The organism is Methylobacterium oryzae, from assembly GCF_021398735.1.
In the GTDB taxonomy this organism is placed as follows: Bacteria; Pseudomonadota; Alphaproteobacteria; order Rhizobiales; family Beijerinckiaceae; genus Methylobacterium.
The window spans coordinates 3,187,162-3,205,088 of the sequence record NZ_CP090349.1; the positions used below are offsets into that span (position 1 = coordinate 3,187,162).

Below are 17,927 nucleotides of genomic sequence, written 5' to 3' on the forward strand. Positions count from 1 at the left end.
GCCAATGACGAGGACGGTGGCCCGATGCGGCGCGCCCACAGCATGGATTTCGGGGCCGAGATGGTCGGGGGCGGCGTCCGCTTCGCCCTCTGGGCGCCCACCGCCCGGAGCGTCGACCTCGTCGTCGACGGCGTCGACCACCCGCTGCCCGAATCCGGCGGCGGCTGGCGCCGCACGGCCCTGCCGGGGGTGAAGCCCGGCGCCCGCTACGGCTTCCGCGTCGACGGCGACCTCGTCGTGCCCGATCCCGCCTCCCGCTTCCAGCCGGACGACGTCTCGGGCCTCAGCGAGGTGATCGACCCGCGGAGCTTCGAGTGGTCCGACGCGGGCTGGACCGGGCGGCCCTTCGAGGAGGCGGTGATCTACGAGTGCCATGTCGGCACCGCGACGCCGGAGGGCACCTATGCCGGCCTGCAGGCCCGGCTGGCCGACCTCAAGGCGCTCGGCGTCACCGCCCTCGAGCTGCTGCCGCTCGCCGACTTCAAGGGCTCGCGCAACTGGGGCTACGACGGCGTCCAACCCTACGCGCCGGACGGCGCCTACGGTCGACCGGACGACCTCAAGCGCCTGATCGACGCCGCCCACGGGCTCGGCCTGATGGTCTATCTCGACGCGGTCTACAACCACTTCGGGCCGGCCGGGAACTACCTCCACGCCTATGCCGGGACGTTCTTCACCGAGCGCCACCAGACCCCCTGGGGCGCGGGCATCAACTTCGACGGCAAGGAGAGCGGCGCCACGGTGCGGCAGTTCTTCATCCAGAACGCCCTGTACTGGCTGGAGGAGTACCATTTCGACGGCCTGCGCTTCGACGCCGTCCACGCCATCCTCGACGATTCGCCCCGCCACTTCCTGGCCGAGCTCGGCGAGACGGTCCGGAGGATCTTCCCGAACCGGCAGATCCACCTGATGCTGGAGAACGAGGCCAACCAGGCCCGCTGGCTGGAGCGCGACGCCGCCGGGCGCCCGAAGATGCACGACGCCCAGTGGGCCGACGACCTGCACCATTGCTGGCACGTCCTGCTCACCGGCGAGGACGCCGGCTACTATAAAAGCTTTGCCGACAAACCGGTCGCCCACCTGGCCCGCTGCCTCGCCGAGGGCTTCGCCTACCAGGGCGAGCCCTTCCCGACGCTCGACAACCACCCGCGCGGCGAACCCTCCGGGCACCTGCCGCCCTCCGCCTTCGTGACCTTCCTGCAGAACCACGATCAGGTCGGCAACCGGGCGCTCGGCGAGCGGCTCAACCACCTCGCGGATCCCAAGAAACTCGACCTCGCCCGGGCCGGGCTCCTCCTGGCGCCGCAGATCCCGATGCTCTGGATGGGCGAGGAATGGTCGGCCTCCGCGCCGTTCCTGTTCTTCGTCGACTTCGCGCCCGACGCGGACCTGAACAAGGCGGTGCGCGACGGGCGCCGCCGGGAGTTCAAGAGCTTCGCGGCCTTCGCGGACGACACCTCCAAGATCCCGGACCCGACCGAGGCCGAGACCTTCGCGGCCTCGAAGCTCGACTGGTCCGAGCGGGAGCGCTCGCCCCACCGCGAGGTGCTGGCCGAGACGACGCGGCTCCTGGGGCTGCGCCGCGACGTGGTCGTGCCCCTGGCGAAGTCCGGCTACGACGGCGCCGCCGCCGCGATGCCGCGCCCGGACGTGGTCGACTGCACGTGGCGCTTCGGCGCCGGCACCCTGCGCTTCGTCGCCAATGTCGGGACCGAACCCTTCGCGCTGGATCCGGGCGGTGCCCGGCCGGTCTGGACCAACGCCCCGGACGGGGCCGGACGCGATCTCCCGTCCTGGACGGGCGTGTTCCTGACGGAGTCCCGCGCGTGAGCCGCCTCGAGACACTCGCCGACCTCGTCGGCGTCGCCCCCGGCTACACCGACGCCTTCGGCCAGCCCGTCGAGACGTCGCTGGAGGTGCGCCGCGGACTGCTGGCGGCCCTCGGCTTCGCGGTGGAGGACGAGGCGGCGATCGCCGCGAGCCTCGCGGAGGTCGAGCGCCTGCGCCACGGCCTGATCCCGCCGCTCCTGCCGGTGGAGGCCCGCCGGGCCGCCCGGGTGCCGGTGCGCCCGCCGGACGGCGCGCCCCACACCCTGGTCTGGCGCCTCGTCGACGAGCGCGGCACGGCCCGCGAGGGCCGGGCCAACCCGCAGGGCTCGGAGCCCGGCTTCGAGCTGCCGCCGCTGACGCCCGGCTATCACCGCCTCACCGTCCAGGCCGGGCAGACCCGCGCCGAGGCCTGGGTGATCGCCGCGCCCCAGCGCTGCTGGCGCCCGCGCCCCTACACGGAGGAGGGCGCCTCCGACTGGGGCATGGCCGCTCAGCTCTACGGCCTGCGCTCGGCCACCAATATCGGCATCGGCACCTACGCGGATGCCGGCGAGGCCGCCCGCGAGGCCGCCCTGCGTGGGGCGGCGTTCTTGGGGCTCAGCCCGGTCCACGCCCTGTTCGGCTCCGACCGCACCAAGATCTCGCCCTACTCGCCGTCCTCGCGGCTGTTCCTGGAGACCCTGTTCATCGCCCCGCGCAGCCTGCCGGGGCTCGCGGGCTCCCGGGCCGAGGCGCTGCTCGCCGAGCGCGCGGACGCGATCACGGCTTTGCGCGAGGCCGCCCTCGTCGACCACCAGGGCGTCCACGACGTGCTCGACCCGGTGCTCCGGGCGCTCTGGGCCGAGTCGCCGGCCCGGGCCGGCACCGACGCGGGCTTCGAGCAGTTCCGCCAGGAGGGCGGGGAGGATCTCGAAGCGCACGCCCTGTTCGAGGCGCTGTCCGAGCATTTCCGGGGGCAGGGGGCGCACTGGCTGGGCGACTGGCCGGAGGCGTATCGCCGCGCCGGCACGGAGGCGGTCCGAGCCTTCGCGGCGGAGAACGCGGACCTCGTCGGCTACCACGCGTGGCTGCAGTACCTCGCCGACCGGCAGCTCGCCGAGGCCTCCGCGGCGGCGCTCGGGGCCGGCATGCGGGTCGGGCTCTACCGCGACCTCGCGGTCGGCGCCGACCGGGGCGGCTCCGAGATCTGGTCGCATCCCGAGCGCTTCGCCGACAAGGTGTCGATCGGCGCGCCGCCGGACCTGCTCGCACCGAAGGGCCAGAACTGGGGCCTGCCGGCCTTCGATCCGCTGGCGATGGAGCGCGACGGGCTCGCGGCCTTCCGGGCCCTGGTCCAGGCCAACATGCGCCACGCCGGCGCGATCCGGATCGACCACGCCTTCCAGCTCGCCCGCCTGTTCCTGATCCCGCTGGGGGCGGGGGCCCAGGCCGGAGCCTACGTGGCCATGCCTTTCGAGCCGATGCTGGCGGTGCTGCGGCTGGAGAGCCACCGCAACAAGTGCCTCGTCATCGCGGAGGATCTCGGCACGGCGCCGGAAGGCTTCTCCGACGCGCTGATGCGGGCCGGGGTGCTGAGCTACCGGATCCTCGCCTTCGAGCGCGAGGCCGACGGACGCTTCAAGCCGCCCTCGGCCTACCCGCGGGACGCGCTCACCGCCATCACCACCCACGACCTGCCGACCTTCGTCGGCTGGTGGCGCGGGGTCGACACCGACACCCGCCAGTCGCTCGGCCTCTACGATCAGGAGCGGGCCGAGGTCGAGCGGGGCGAGCGCGTCGTCGAGCGCCGCCGCCTCGCCGAGGCGCTGGCGGCCGAGCAGCTGCTGCCCTCCGCCGAGCCGCCGGATTCCGCGCCCTTCGAGGCCGCCGCCCGCTACCTCGCCCGCGCGCCCGCGATGCTCACCGCCGTCCAGTACGAGGACGTGGTCTCGGAACTCGCCCAGGCCAACGTGCCCGGCTCGACCGAGGGCTACCCGAACTGGCGGCGCAAACTCGACCGGGATCTCGTGGACATCGCCGCCCCCGGCGGGCCGCTGGCGAAGCTCGCGGCGTCCCTCTCGGCCGAGGCGCGGGGCCCGCGCTCGGGCGCCGCGCGGCTCGCCGCGCCGCCGCCGCGCGCGACCTACCGGCTGCAGTTCCACAAGGACTTCACCTTCGCGGATGCGGGCCGGATCGTCCCCTACCTGCACCGGCTCGGGATCAGCCACGTCTACGCCTCGCCGCTCCAGAAGGCGCGGCCCGGCTCGACCCACGGCTACGACATCGTCGATCACGGCGCGATCAACCCGGAGCTCGGCGGCGAGGCGGGCTTCATCGCGCTCTCCGAGACGCTCCACGCCCACGGGATCAAGCTCCTGCTCGACATCGTCCCGAACCACATGGGCGTCGGCGGCTCCGACAATCCGTGGTGGCTCTCGGTGCTCGAATGGGGCTCCCTGTCGCCCTTCGCCGACGCCTTCGACATCGACTGGCAGCGGCTCGGAGCCGGGCGCAACCTCGTGATCCCATTCCTCGGCGACCGCTACGGCGAGGCCCTGGAGAAGGGCACGCTGGAGCTGAAGTTCGACCCCGAGACCGGCGCCTTCAGCGTCTGGCACTACGAGCACCAGCTGCCGATCCGCCCCTTGAGCTACCCGACCATCCTCAACCGGGTGATCGCCGCGATCGGGGCGGTGGACGACGACACCACCGCGGAACTGCTCGCCATCTCCGAGCGGCTGCGGGCGATGTCGATCGATACCGACGAGACCCGCCGCAAAGGCTTCCCCGAGGAGGCCGAGGGGCTGAAGCGCCGGCTCGCCGAGATCTACGGCGTGTCGCCGCTGATCCAAGAGGCCACCGCCAGCACGCTGGCGCTGCTCAACGGCTTCAAAGGTCGCCCGGACAGTTTCGGGCCGTTGCACCGGCTGCTGGAGGCGCAGGCCTACCGGCTGGCCCACTGGCGGGTGGCGTCGAGCGACATCAACTACCGCCGCTTCTTCGACGTGAACTCGCTCGCCGGCCTGCGGGTCGAGCTGTCCGACATCTTCCACCGCTCGCACGAGACCGTGTTCCGGCACGTCCGCGAGGGCCGGATCGACGGCCTGCGCATCGACCATATCGACGGCCTCGCCGACCCGCTGGGCTACGCAAGGGCGCTCCAGGCGGCTGTCGGACCGGGCTTCTACGTCGTCGTCGAGAAGATCCTGGAGCCGGGCGAGCGGCTGCGGCCCTGGCCGGTGGCCGGGACCACGGGCTACGACGTGCTCAACCAGCTCGACGGGATCCTGGTCGACAAGTCCCGGCGCGGAAAAATCGAGCGGCTCTACACCTGGGCCACGGGGTTCGACGAGCCCTACGGCTTCCAGCTCCGCGCCGCCAAGGCCGAGATCCTCGAGATCAGCTTCGCGAGCGAGCTGGAGGTGCTGACCACCGACCTCAAGGAGGTCGCCGACGCCGACCGGCGCACCCGCGACTTCACCGTCAACGCGCTGCGCCGGGCGCTGATCGAGATCATCGCGCGCTTCCCGACCTACCGGAGCTACCTGCCGTCGGATCTGGAGGAGGGCGAGGTCGAGCCCGAGGATGTCCGCCTGATCGAGGGCGCCGTCGCCAAGGCCAAGCGCTGGTCGAGCCTGCCGGACCGCTCGGTCCACGACTTCGCCGCCGACGTCCTGCTCGGTCGGGTCGAGACGGCGGGCCCCGGCCGGCCGGACCCGCGGGTGGTGCTGCGCTTCCGCCGCCGGTTCCAGCAGCTCACCGGCCCGGTCATGGCCAAGAGCCTGGAGGACACGCTGTTCTACCGCTACGCGTGCCTCCTGGGCCTCAACGAGGTCGGCGGCGATCCGGGCGAGTACGGGATCGACGCGGAGCACTTCCACGATCTGCAGATCGCCCGCGCCCGGGACTGGCCGAGCGCCATGATCACCACCGCGACCCACGACACCAAGCGGGGCGAGGATGCCCGCACGCGGCTGCTCGCCCTCTCGGAGATCCCCGAGGAATGGGCCAAGGCCTGGGACTTGTGGCAGCGGGTCGCCGGCCCGCACCTCGCCCGGATCGACGGCGAGCCGGCCCCGGACGCCAACGACCAGTGGATGTTCTTCCAGGCGATCCTGGGCGCCTGGCCGCTGGAGCTTCTGGAGCGGGACGAGGCCGGGGCGATCGCGGAGTTCCGCGACCGGCTGATCGCCTACGGCGAGAAGGCCATGCGGGAGGGCAAGCGCCGGTCGAGCTGGGTCAACGTCGACGAGGTCTACGAGGGCGCGGTCAAGCGGCTGTTCACGGCGCTGATCGCCCCCGGCTCGGAGTTCCTGAGCGCGCTCCGGCCATTCGCCCGGCGTCTCGCCCATCTCGGCATGCTGGCGAGCCTCGGCCGGACGGTCCTGAAATGCACCCTGCCGGGCCTGCCCGACACCTACCAGGGCACCGAGATCTGGGACTTCTCCTTCGTCGACCCCGACAACCGCCGCCCGGTGGACTACCCGGCGCTGGAACGGATGCTGGAGGAGGGCGGGGCGCCCGCCGACCTGCTGGGCCACTGGCTGGACGGGCGGGTCAAGCAGGCGACGCTCACGCGGCTCCTCGCCGAGCGGGCCGAGCGCCCGGACTTCTACGCCAGCGCCGCCTACGAGCCCGTCGCGGCCACCGGCGCCCGGGCCGACCACGTCATCGCCTACCGGCGGACCGACCCCGTCCAAGAGGGCGGCGACCTGTTCGTGGCGGTGCCGCGGCTGGTGGCGGGCTTCGTCGGGGAAGCCGTCTGGTCGGGCGAGGCCTTTGCCGGCACCCGGGTCGATCTCGGGGCGGGGACGCGCTGGCGGGACCTCGCCTCGGGGCGGGTGGTGGAGGGGGAGGGGGCCGATCTCGGCGCTCTCCTGCGCGACCTCCCCTACGCGGTGCTGCGGCGGGAACCGTGACCGCGCCGTCATCGCGAGCGGAGCGAGGCGACCCAGGGCAGCGCGACCTGGATCAGCGTGGCGCCGCTCGCAGAGACGGCGGCGGTCCGGGCGCGTCTTCCGGTGGCCCCTCCGCAGCCCTGTCACGCGACTCTGCTGAGACACGTCGGACCGGATCGCGCGGCACAGCCCGGGGGTTCGGGCGTTACGACACTGGGAACGGGAGCCGAGAGGCAGCATGAACGCACCGACCAAAGCCGCTGCGACGTCCGGGGCCGCGGCCGTCCTGCCGGCCGCGCTGGCCCCCCGGGCCGAGGGGCCACGGATCTACAACCTGTTCCCGCTCCTGGTCGGGCGCGTCTCGGACTGGACCGCCGAGCTGCCGCGGATCGCCGCCCTCGGCTTCGACTGGGTCTACCTCAACCCGTTCCACCAGACCGGCGGCTCGCGGAGCCTCTACGCGGTCGCCGATCCCGAGCGCCTGGACGAGCGGTTCCGCGACGCCGACGGCACGCCCGACGACGAGCAGATCCGCCGCTTCTGCACCGCCGCGCAGGCGCTGGGCCTGTCGGTCATGACCGACCTCGTGATCAACCACACCGCCGACAACGCCCGGCTCGCCACCGAGCGGCCCGACCTGTTCATGAAGGAGCCGGACGGCTCGATCATGCACCCGGCCGCCGTCGATCCGGACGACCCGTCGATCCGCACCGTCTGGGGCGATCTGGCCGAGCTCGACTACCACACGCCCTCCGCCCGGGACGAGCTGACCCGGATCTGGGGCGCCTACGTGGCCCATCTCCAGGGCCTCGGCGTGAAGGGCTTCCGGTGCGATGCCGCCTACAAGGTGCCGCCGGAGACCTGGCGCGCCCTGATCGGGCAGGCCAAGAGCCAAGACCCCGCCTGCCTGTTCGCCGCCGAGACCCTCGGCTGCACCTTCGAGGAGGCCCGGGCCACGGCCGGCGCCGGCTTCGACTACCTGTTCAACTCCTTCGCGTGGTGGGACCTGAAGAAGCCCTGGGCGCTCGAGCAGTACGAGCGCCTGCGGGTGCTGGCCCCCTCCATCGCCTTCCCCGAGAACCACGACATGAAGCGGCTCGCCGCCGAGATCGGCGGCGGCCCGGAGGCGGTGGCGGCGCATCTGCGCACCCGCTACGCCCTCGCGGCCTTCTTCTCGGCCGGCGTGCTCATGCCGATCGGCTACGAATGGGGCTACCGGCGGGCGCTGCACGTGGTCGAGACCACCCCGCGCGACCGCGAGAACGACACCGGCCTCGACATCTCCGCCTCGATCCGGGCGATCAACGCCCTGCGGGCGGAGCTGCCGGCCGCCAATGTCGAGGGCGCGCAGATCCGGATCTCGGCCCCCGACAGCGATCTGGTGGCGCTCGCCCGCTTCGACACCGGCCACCCGGCCTCGGCGCGGCACGGGTTGATCGTGCTCTACAACCCGACCGACCGGCCGGTGCCGGTCGAGGCCGGTGCGCTCGTCGCCCGCACCGGCGGGATGCTCGGCGCCTTCGTCGACCGGACCCCGGAGGCCGAGCCGATCGCGTTCCATCCCGGCAGCGCCATCGACCTGATGCCGGGCGAGTTGCGCATCCTCGCGGCCAGCGCCCAGGAGGTCGCCCGCCAGCCGGCGCGCGGCACCCCGGACGGGGAGGGAAGGGTGGTGATCGAGGCGGTCAGCCCCGAGATCGACGGCGGTCGCTCGGCGGTGAAGCGGATCGTCGGCGAGTCCCTGCGGGTCGAGGCCGACATCTTCTCCGACGGCCACGAGATCATCGACGCCGCGATCCTGTCGCGGGTCGCCGGCACCGAGGCGTCTGGAGGCGAGACTTGGCGCGAGGACCCGATGGTCTTCGTCGACAACGACCGCTGGGCCGGGCACTTCCCCCTGGAGCGGAACGCCCGCTACGAGTTCACCCTGATCGCGTGGCGCGACGCGTTCTCGTCCTGGGTGCGCGACACCCTGAAGAAGCGCGCCGCCGGCGTCGACGTGCGGCTCGAGACGATCGAGGGCGTGGCGCTCGTCGGGACCGCGGCCTCGCTCGCCCGGACCCGCGGCGGCCGCGACGCCGAGCGCCTCGCCGCGCTCGTGGCCGCGCTCGCCGCCGAGGAGACCGGCTCGGCCGCCCAGCTCGACCGGATCCTTCAGCCCGAGGCATCGAGCCTCGTGCGCCGCAACGCCGAGCGGGTGAACCTGACCCAATACCCCGTGACCCTGCCGGTGATCGCCGACCGCCTCGCGGCCCGGTTCTCCGCTTGGTACGAGATCTTCCCGCGCTCCCAGTCGATGGACGTGAACCGCCACGGCACCTTCGACGACGTCATCCGGCGCCTGCCCGAGATCCGCGAGCTCGGCTTCGACGTTCTCTACTTCACGCCGATCCATCCCGTGGGTCGGACCAACCGCAAGGGGAAGAACAACACCCTCAAGGCCGAGCCCGGCGATGTCGGCTCGGTCTACGCGGTCGGCGCGGAGGAGGGCGGCCACGAGGCCGTGCATCCCGACCTCGGCACGCTCGCGGATTTCGAGCGGCTGGTCGCGGCGAGCCACGCCTACGGCATGGAGATCGCCCTCGACTTCGCGATCCAGTGCTCGCCGGACCATCCCTGGATCAAGAACCACCCGGAATGGTTCGAGTGGCGCCCCGACGGCACCCTGAAATTCGCCGAGAACCCGCCGAAGAAGTACGAGGACATCTCGAACGTCCACTTCTACGGGGGCGCCCTGCCCTCGCTCTGGATCGAGCTGCGCGACATCCTGCTCGGCTGGTGCGCGCGCGGCGTGCGCATCTTCCGGGTCGACAACCCGCACACCAAGCCGATCCCGTTCTGGGAATGGGTGATCGGCGAGGTCAACGGCCGCTACCCGGACGCGATCTTCCTCGCAGAGGCCTTCACCCGGCCGAAGATGATGAAGAAGCTCGCCAAGGCCGGCTACCAGCAGAGCTACACCTACTTCACGTGGCGCAACACCAAGCAGGAGCTCACCGACTACGCCCTGGAGCTGGCCGGCGAGATGGGCGAGTACTACCGCCCCAACTTCTTCGCCAACACGCCCGACATCAATCCCCACTTCCTCCAGACCAGCGGGCGCGCGGGCTTCGTGATCCGCGGCACGCTCGCCGCGACCCTGTCGTCGGTCTACGGCATCTACAACGGCTTCGAGCTGTGCGAGGCCGCGCCGTACCCGGGCAAGGAGGAGTATCTCAACTCCGAGAAATACGAGCTCAAGGCCTGGGACTACGACCGGCCGGGCAACATCCGCGAGCACATCGTCAAGCTCAACAGGATCCGACGCGAGAACCCCGCCCTCTGGGACTTCCGCAACGTGACCTTCACGGGTGCCTGGAACGACAACATCATCGCCTACGCCAAGTCGACGCCGGAGCGCGACAACTGCGTCTTCACCATGGTCAACCTCGACCCGAAGAATCGCCAGGAATGCACCTACGAGGTGCCGCTCTGGCTGTTCGGCCTGCCCGACGACGGCGCCGTCGAGGTCGAGGACCTGCTCCAGGGCTACACGTTCGAGTTGCGCGGCAAGACCCACCGCATCGCCCTCGATCCGGCCGAGCGATCCTGCGTGATCTGGCGCCTCCGGGCGCCGCGGCGGGTTGCGGGCTGAGGCCGCGCGTGGCACTCGGCCATGGCCCTTGAATGCGGCGGCGGGAATTCCCGTCGCCGACCCTCGCACCCGCGCGGCGGCCCGCCGCCCGCGCCCCGGCCGGGTCCCCCGCCGGTCCCGTCAGACTCGACCGATGAGGCAGCGACGCGATGATCGATCGCAGCGACCCGCAATGGTACCGTGACGCCATCATCTACCAGATCCACGTCAAGTCGTTCTTCGACTCGAACAACGACGGGATCGGGGATTTCGAGGGCCTGACCCAGCGCCTCGACTACGTGCGCGATCTCGGCGTGACGGCGATCTGGCTGATGCCGTTCTATCCCTCGCCGCTGCGCGACGACGGCTACGACATCGCCGATTACCGGGACATCAACCCGTCCTACGGGACCATGGAGGACTTCAAGGCCTTCGTGGAGGCGGCGCACGAGCGCGGTCTGCGGGTCATCACCGAGCTCGTCATCAACCACACCTCGGACCAGCACCCTTGGTTCCAGGCCGCCCGCGAGGCCCCTCCCGGCTCGCCCGAGCGCGACTTCTACGTCTGGTCGGACACCGACGAGCCGTATAAGGACACGCGGATCATCTTCCTCGACACCGAGGCGTCGAACTGGACCTGGGACCCGGTCGCCAAGCAGTATTTCTGGCACCGGTTCTACAGTCACCAGCCGGATCTCAACTTCGACAACCCGAAGGTGCTGGAAGCGGTCATCGACGTGATGCGCTACTGGCTCGACATGGGCGTCGACGGCCTGCGGCTCGACGCGATCCCCTACCTGATCGAGCGCGACGGCACGAACTGCGAGAACCTCGCCGAGACCCACGACGTCATCAAGGCGATCCGCGCCGCGCTGGACGCGAGCTACCCCGACCGGATGCTGCTCGCCGAGGCCAACCAGTGGCCCGAGGAGACCGCGCAGTATTTCGGCGACGGCGACGAGTGCCACATGGCCTTCCACTTCCCGCTGATGCCGCGGATGTACATGGCGATCGCCCGGGAGGACCGGCACCCGATCACCGACATCATGCGCCAGACCCCGGAGATCCCGGAGGGCTGCCAGTGGGCGATCTTCCTGCGCAACCACGACGAGCTGACGCTCGAGATGGTCACGGCCGAGGAGCGTGACTATCTCTGGTCGTTCTACGCCGCCGAGCGGCGCGCCCGGATCAACCTCGGCATCCGCCGACGCCTCGCGCCGCTCCTCGAGAACGACCGGCGCAAGATCGAGCTGATGAAGTCCCTCGTCCTGTCGATGCCCGGCACGCCGGTGCTCTACTACGGCGACGAGGTCGGCATGGGCGACAACATCTACCTCGGCGACCGCGACGGCGTGCGCACGCCGATGCAGTGGTCGCCCGACCGGAACGGCGGCTTCTCGCGGGCGAACCCGCAGAAGCTGTTCCTGCCGGCGATCCAGGACCCGATCTACGGGTTCGACGCGATCAACGTCGAGGCGCAGACCCAGGCCCAGACGAGCCTGCTGAACTGGACGCGGCGCATGATCGCGATCCGCAACAACAGCGTCGCGTTGGGGCGCGGCACCATCCAGTTCCTGTACCCGTCGAACCGGAAGGTGCTCGCCTGGATCCGCGAGCACGAGGACGAGCGGATCCTGTGCGTGGCGAACCTGTCGCGCGCGCCGCAGGCGGTGCAGCTCGACCTGTCGGAGCTGCGCACCGCGGTGCCGATCGAGCTGACCGGCGGCACCGAGTTCCCGCCGATCGGCGACCTGCCCTACCTGCTGACCCTGCCGTCCTACGGCTTCTACTGGTTCTCCTTGAGCGCCGCCCGGTCGGGGGTGATCGGCCCGCAGCAGGAGCCGCCCGAGCTGTTCACCCTGGTGCTCACCGGCGGGATCGAGACCCTGATGAGCGGGCGCGAGCGCGTCGCCTTCGAGCGCACCGTGGTGCCGCCGTTCCTGACGAGCCGGCGCTGGTTCGGCGCCAAGGGCTCGCGGATCAAGGCCACGAAGGTCGTCGACTGCGCCGCCCTGAAGGACGTCGACGGCAGCGCGCGCTTCCTGCTGCCGCGGCTGCAGGTGCAGCTCGCCAGCGGCGAGACCCAGGAATACTTCGTGCCCGTGGGCGTCGAGGAGGGCCGCGAGGACGAGACCCTCATGCCCTTCGCGGTGGCGCGGGTGCGCCGGGGGCCGCGCACCGGCCTGCTCTACGGGGCGGCCGGCTCCAACGACTTCGCCGCCTGCCTGATCGACGACATGCGGCAGGCCCGCGAGATCCCCACGGAGACCGGGCGGCTCGTCTTCGCCGTCACCTCGGCCTTCGACCCGGACGTCACGGTCGACGTGGCCGACATCCGCCGGCTCTCGGGCGAGCAGAGCAACACCTCGATCGCCATCGGCTCGAAGATGATGCTCAAGCTGCTGCGCCGCCTGCAGCCGGGCCTGCATCCCGAGATCGAGGTCGGGCGCTTCCTCACCGAGAAGGCGGGTTTCTCGAATACACCCGCCCTGCTCGGCACCCTGGAGCATGTCGCCGAGGACGGCACCCGGACCGCCCTGGCGGTCCTGCAGAAGTTCGTGATGAACCAGGGCGACGCCTGGACCCTGATGCTGGAGGGCCTGCGCCGGGACTTCGAGACCGTGGTGCTCACGCCCGAGAGCGAGGCCGCGACCCCCGAGGAGGCGTTCCAGGCCCACCGGCCCTGGGCCGACCTGCTCGGCCGGCGCACCGCCGAGCTGCACGCGGCACTCGCCATCGAGACCGACGACCCGGCCTTCGCGGCCGAGCCGTTCACCGGGGACGACCTCGCCGTGCTGGCGCGCGACGCCCGCCACCAGGCCGAGCGCGCCTTCCGGGCGCTCAAGGGCCTCGCCGACCGCGGCCTCGACGCCGGCAAGCCGGCCTGCGCGGAGCTCGGCCAGCGCCGGGGCGAGGTCGAGGCGCTGATCGCCGCGCTCACCGAAGCGCCGGTCCGGGGCGCCCACAAGACCCGCATCCACGGCGACTACCATCTGGGCCAGGTGCTGGTCGCCGAGAACGACCTGATCATCGTCGACTTCGAGGGCGAGCCCTCGCGCCCGGCCGACGAGCGCCGGGCCAAGTCGATGCCCCTGCGGGACGTCGCCGGGCTGATGCGCTCCTTCGCGTACGGCGCCGAGACGGTGATCCGGGAGATCACCGCGCGGTTCGCCGATTCGGAGGAGCGGGCGCGGGACGCGGCGACCGCGTGGCGCGGCATGATCGAGGCGGCGTTCCTCGCCGGCTACGAGACCGCGGTCGAGGGCTCCCGGGCGGCGGTGACCGATTCGGAGAGCCGGACCCGGCTGCTGCGCCTCTGCCTGCTGACCAAGGCGCTCTACGAGGTCGACTACGAGGCCAACAACCGGCCGGACTGGATCGAAATCCCCGCCCGTGGGGTTCTCACCATTCTGGACACGGACGGACACGAGCCCGGAGCAACTGTATGACGGCGATCGACGAGACCTTCGCAACGCGGGTCGACCCGGAGGGGGCGACGGCGCGGTCCGCGGATGTCCCGGGCGCCGGCGCCACGCAGCCGCCGAGCGTCCACCCGGACGCGGTCGCCGCGCTGATGGCCGCCAACCACGGCGACCCCTTCGCGGTGCTCGGCCCCCACCGGGTCGGGCCGAAGGCCTGGGAGGTGCGCGCCGTGCTGCCCGAGGCGCGGGCCGCCACCCTGGTGATGGACGGCCGCACCGCGCCCTTCGAGAAGCGCCATCCGGACGGGTTCTGGGTCGCGAAGGCCGAGGGCGAGCACCGGCCCCTCTACGAGATCGAGGTCGAGTCCTGGGACGGGACGAAGCGCCGCCGCTACGACCCCTACGGCTTCGGCTCCTCGATCGAGCAGTACGACGTGGCGGCGCTCCGCGAGGTCGGCACCAACCTCGTCTACCGGATGCTCGGCGCCCAGTCGGGGCAGCTCGACGGCATCGACGGCTTCCGCTTCGCCGTCTGGGCGCCCAACGCCCGCAAGGTCAGCGTCGTCGGCGACTTCAACGACTGGGACGGGCGGCGCCACCCGATGCGCCTCTGGCAGGACGGCGGCATCTGGGAGCTGTTCGTGCCGGGCCTCAAGGCCGGCGTGCGCTACAAGTTCGAGATCCGCGGCCCCGACGGATCCCTGGTCCCGCTCAAGGCCGACCCAGTCGCCTTCGCGGCCCAGCACCCGCCGGAGACCGCCTCGGTCACCCACGGGTCGAGCGACTTCGACTGGCGCGATTCCGGCTGGATGAGCACCCGCGGCGCCAAGGACCCGCGCCACGCGGCGATCTCGGTCTACGAGGTCCATCTCGGCTCCTGGGCGCGGGTGCCCGAGGAGGGCAACCGCTACCTCACCTACAAGGAACTCGGCGACCGGCTGATCCCCTACGTCAAGGATCTGGGCTTCACCCATATCGAGATGCTGCCGATCACCGAGTTCCCGTTCGACGGGTCCTGGGGCTACCAGCCGGTCTCGCTGTTCGCGCCGACGAGCCGCTTCGGAAGCCCTGAGGACTTCGCCGCCTTCGTGGACGCGGCCCACGAGGCCGGCATCGGCGTGCTGCTCGACTGGGTGCCGGGCCACTTCCCGCTCGACGCCCACGGGCTCGGCCTGTTCGACGGCACCCACCTCTACGAGCACGCCGACCCGCGCCAGGGCTTCCACCAGGACTGGGGCACCTACATCTACAATTTCGGGCGGACCGAGGTCGCGACCTTCCTCGCCGCCAACGCCCGGTTCTGGCTGGAGCACTACCACCTCGACGGCCTGCGCGTGGATGCCGTCGCGTCGATGCTCTACCTCGACTACTCGCGCCGCCAGGGCGAGTGGATCCCGAACCGCTACGGCGGCAACGAGAACCTCGACGCCATCGACTTCCTGCGCAAGACCAACGAGGCGACCTACAGCCACGCCCCGGGGACGATCACGGTGGCGGAGGAATCCACCTCCTGGCCGGGCGTCTCGCACCCGACCTACACGGGCGGCCTGGGCTTCGGCTTCAAGTGGAACATGGGCTGGATGCACGACACCCTGCATTTCATGCAGGAGGATCCGATCCATCGCCGCTACCACCACCACAACCTGACCTTCGGGCTGCTCTACGCCTTCTCGGAGAATTTCATCCTGCCGCTCTCCCACGACGAGGTCGTGCACGGGAAGGGCTCGCTGCTCGGCAAGATGCCGGGCGACCGCTGGCAGAAATTCGCGAATCTCCGGGCCTATTACGGCTTCATGTGGGGGCATCCCGGCAAGAAGCTGCTGTTCATGGGCGGCGAGTTCGGCCAGGAGCGGGAGTGGAACCACGACAACAGCCTGGACTGGCACCTCCTGGACGATCCCCTGCACAAGGGCGTCCAGAGCGTGATCCGCGACCTGAACCGGCTCTACGTCTCGACCCCGGCCCTCTACGGCCGCGACGTCGAGCATACCGGCTTCCAGTGGCTGGTGGCGGACGACCAGGACAACAGCGTCATCGCCTGGGCCCGCAAGGGTGCCAAGCCCGGCGAGGTGGCGATCGTGGTGTCGAACTTCACGCCGGTGCCGCGCGAGGGCTACCGGATCGGCGTGCCGCAGGCAGGTTTCTATCGCGAGGCGTTCAACTCGGATGCCGGGGTCTACGGTGGGTCCAACCTGGGCAACCAGGGCGGCCGCCACACCGACGATCAGGCGAGCCACGGCCAGGGTCAGAGCCTGTCGCTGACCCTGCCGCCGCTCGCCACGATGATCTTCCTGCTGGAGGGGTGAGGGGCCGCGCGGCGGAACCCGGGATCCGGACCCGCCGGCGCGCCGCGTTCCGCGCCGACAGCGGGTCCGGATCCCGCCTCCGATGACCGCTCCGGGTCCGGGCTCGCCTGCGGAGCCCAGCGAGGCGGCGCGCCGGGAAGCGCCCGCCCCGCTGGCAGGGATGATCTGACCCGAACGGGCTCACCCGCCTCGCGGAGCGGAAGAGAAGAGAAGAGAGGGGCCGCGAGAAGTCCCTACGCCGCCCGCCAGCGCAGCCCGACGCTGTTGCCGATGGCCCGGCCGTAGAGCCCGGCGTAGTTGTCGGCGGCCTGGTCCCAGCCGAAGCGGGCCGCCATGGCCCGCCGCCGCATGGCGTTGAGCCGCTTCTTCTGGCCGAAGGCCTCCAGCGCCCGCCGCACCGCCGCCCCGAAGGACGCGGCCGAGGCCTCCCCGAAGGTGAAGCCCGTCACGCCGTCCTCGACCGTGTCGGCGAGGCCCCCGGTCCGCCGCACGATCGGCAGGGAGCCGAAGCGCTGCGCGTACATCTGGGCAAGGCCGCAGGGCTCGAAGCGCGAGGGCATCAGCAGGAAGTCGCTGCCGGCGAACATCCGCCGGGCCTGCGCCTCCTCGAAGCCGACATGCACGCCGACCGCGTCGGGATGGCGCTTGGCCAACCCCTGCAGCGCCTGCTCGAACCGGCCCTCGCCCTGGCCGATCACCACGAGCTGGCCGCCCCCGGCCACGATGGTCTCGGCCGCCTGCAGGCTCAGGTCGATGCCCTTCTGGTGCACGAGGCGCGACACGATGGCGAAGAGCGGCCCGCGGGAGACCGCGAGGCCGAATTGCTGGCGCACCGCCTCCGTGTTGGCGCGCTTGCCCTTCCAGTCGTCGATCTCGAACCGCGTGGCGAGGTGCGGGTCGGTTGTCGGGTCCCAGGTCTCGTCGATGCCGTTGAGGATGCCGGCGAGCCGGCCCTGGCCGGCGCGGGTGCGCAGCAGCCCGTCGAGGCCGCAGCCCAGCTCGGGCGTCTGGATCTCCCGGGCGTAGGTCTCGCTCACCGTGGTGACCTGCGAGGCGTAGAAGATGCCGGCCTTTAGGAAGGAGAGCTGTCCGTAGAACTCGGCGCCGTCGACCTGGAAGGCCGAGTCCGGCACGCCGAGCCGGGGCAGGGCGTCCCGGGGAAACAGGCCCTGGTAGGCGAGGTTGTGGATGGTCAGCACGCTCGGGACCCGCCGGCCGCGCCACGCGAGATAGGCCGGCGCCAGGGCCGCCTGCCAGTCGTTGAGGTGCAGGATGTCGGCCGCCCAGTCGGGATCGGCGCCGGTGGCGAGGTCCGCCGCCGCGAGGCTGAGGCGGGCGAAGCGCAGGTCGTTGTCGCCGAAATCGCCGTGCTGGTCGCCGTAGGGCGTGCCGTCGCGCTCGTAGAGGTCGGGGCTGAGCAGGACGTAGATCCGCAGGCCGTCGGCCGCCTCGACCAGGCCGAGGTCGCAGGCGGGAATGCCCGCGAAGCCCTCGAGGCGGGCGACGACCGGGATCTCCGGGAAGGCGGCCCGGACCTGCCGGTAGCCCGGGATCAGGACGCGGATGTCGTAGTGCGGGACCAGGGCCCGGGGCAGGGCGGCCGAGACCTCGCCGAGGCCGCCGGTCTTCACGAAATCCGCCATCTCGGGCGTCGCGTAGAGGATGCGGCGGCGCAGCGAGGCCGGCCGGGCCGGAACCGGTACGGGACCGACGCCGTTCCCCTCGCCGGACGACCACTCGGCGAAGGGACTACCACGGCGCGCATCGAGCATCAGCATTGATCCTGGCCGGGCGGAATGCCCCGGTCTGGCAGTCGACCGGGCAGGCACGGCTGTCACGATCTCAACCACGGCCAATGCTCCTTCGCCGCGACGGTTCC

At 71.5% G+C, this 17,927-nt stretch carries 6 protein-coding genes; 5 read left to right on the forward strand and 1 reads right to left on the reverse strand.

Going from position 1 to position 17,927, the window contains the following annotated elements:
• The first annotated feature begins 24 nt into the window (after window positions 1–24).
• The 5 genes from treZ (at window position 25) to glgB (ending at window position 16,048) form a co-directional block, all read left to right on the forward strand.
• Window positions 25–1,830 carry a malto-oligosyltrehalose trehalohydrolase gene (gene treZ / locus LXM90_RS15280; RefSeq protein ID WP_026604953.1) on the forward strand — a complete coding sequence of 602 codons (1,806 nt, stop codon included), beginning with the start codon at window positions 25–27 and terminating at the stop codon, window positions 1,828–1,830.
• On the forward strand, window positions 1,827–6,728 hold the full coding sequence (locus LXM90_RS15285) for a malto-oligosyltrehalose synthase (RefSeq protein WP_205833578.1): 4,902 nt from the start codon (window positions 1,827–1,829) through the stop codon (window positions 6,726–6,728). The genes treZ and LXM90_RS15285 overlap by 4 nt, the downstream gene beginning before the upstream one ends.
• A gap of 217 nt (window positions 6,729–6,945) precedes the next feature.
• Complete coding sequence (locus LXM90_RS15290; protein WP_234080758.1) at window positions 6,946–10,341, forward strand: maltotransferase domain-containing protein; 3,396 nt, start codon at window positions 6,946–6,948, stop codon at window positions 10,339–10,341.
• A 149-nt stretch (window positions 10,342–10,490) separates the two neighbouring features.
• On the forward strand, window positions 10,491–13,769 hold the full coding sequence (gene treS / locus LXM90_RS15295; RefSeq protein WP_020093336.1) for a maltose alpha-D-glucosyltransferase: 3,279 nt from the start codon (window positions 10,491–10,493) through the stop codon (window positions 13,767–13,769).
• Window positions 13,766–16,048 (forward strand): 1,4-alpha-glucan branching protein GlgB, encoded by a 2,283-nt coding sequence (gene glgB, locus LXM90_RS15300; RefSeq protein WP_020093337.1) that lies wholly within the window; start codon window positions 13,766–13,768, stop codon window positions 16,046–16,048. Before treS ends, glgB begins: the two co-directional genes overlap by 4 nt.
• Window positions 16,049–16,281: 233 nt before the next feature.
• Here glgB and glgA read toward each other — a convergent pair whose 3' ends face one another.
• Window positions 16,282–17,820 (reverse strand): glycogen synthase GlgA, encoded by a 1,539-nt coding sequence (gene glgA, locus LXM90_RS15305; RefSeq protein WP_026604954.1) that lies wholly within the window; start codon window positions 17,818–17,820, stop codon window positions 16,282–16,284.
• Window positions 17,821–17,927: the final 107 nt, after the last annotated feature.